Here is a 1,145-nt window from a genome sequence, read left to right on the forward strand (position 1 = left end):
GTCGGCGATGCCGATACGGTGATGATGGCGGCGGTCGAGGCCGGCGCCGAGGCCGCCCGCGCCGGGCGGCTGGTGACCTTCGGCATCCGCCCCGACCGGGCCGAGACCGGCTATGGCTATCTGGAACTGGCCGAGGATCCGGGCGATTTCACCGCCCGGCCGCTGGCGCTGAAACGCTTTGTCGAAAAGCCCGACGCGGCCGGCGCCGCAGAGATGCTGGCCGCCGGCACCTACCTGTGGAATGCCGGCATCTTCCTGTTCTCGGTGCAGACCATCCTCGCCGCCTTCCGCGCCTATGCGCCCGGCCTGATCGACCCGGTGCAGGCGGCGCTGGCCGAGGGCCAGCCCGATCTGGGCTTTTTCCGGCTGGCGCCCGAGCCCTGGGCGGGGGCCGAGGATATCTCGATCGATTACGCGGTGATGGAGCGGGCCGACAATCTCTCGGTGGTGCCCTTCGCCGCCGGCTGGTCCGATCTCGGCGGCTGGGACGCGGTCTGGCGCGAGGCGCCGCGCGACGGGCGCGGCGTGGCGGTGTCGGGGCCGGCCACCGCGCTGGATTGCGACGACACGCTGCTCCGGTCCGAGGATTCGCGGCTGGAAGTGGTGGGCATCGGGCTGAAGAACATCGTCGCCGTGGCGATGCCCGACGCGGTGCTGGTGGCCGATGCCGCCCGCGCCCAGGAGGTGAAACAGGCGGTGGCGGCGCTGAAGGCCAAAGGCGCCGCCCAGGCCGAATCCTTCCCGCTGGACCACCGGCCCTGGGGCTGGTTCGAAAGCCTGGTGATCGGCGACCGCTTCCAGGTCAAGCGCATCCATGTCCACCCGGGCGCGGCGCTGTCGCTGCAAAGCCACCACCACCGCTCGGAACACTGGATCGTGGTCGAGGGCACCGCCAAGGTGACGGTGGATGGCGAGGTGAAGCTGGTGACCGAGAACCAGTCGGTCTACATCCCCCTGGGCGCGGTGCACCGGATGGAAAACCCCGGCAAGGTGCCGATGGTGCTGATCGAGGTGCAGACCGGCAGCTATCTCGGCGAGGATGACATCATCCGCTATGAAGATGTCTATGCCCGCGGGCAGGGCGCCAAGGGCTGAGCCGCCGGCCGCCGGTTGGCCGGCCCCGCGGCGGGGGCCGCAGGGCCCCC

At 71.0% G+C, this 1,145-nt stretch carries 1 protein-coding gene; it reads left to right on the top strand.

Annotated features, from left to right (window positions below):
• Window positions 1–1,095, top strand: a 1,095-nt coding sequence (locus tag CVM52_RS25965) for a mannose-1-phosphate guanylyltransferase/mannose-6-phosphate isomerase (protein WP_100165077.1), incomplete at its 5' end; no start/stop codon positions are given.
• Window positions 1,096–1,145 lie beyond the last annotated feature (50 nt).

Origin of the sequence: Pseudooceanicola lipolyticus (assembly GCF_002786325.1) — a bacterium.
GTDB lineage: Bacteria > Pseudomonadota > Alphaproteobacteria > Rhodobacterales > Rhodobacteraceae > Pseudooceanicola_C > Pseudooceanicola_C lipolyticus.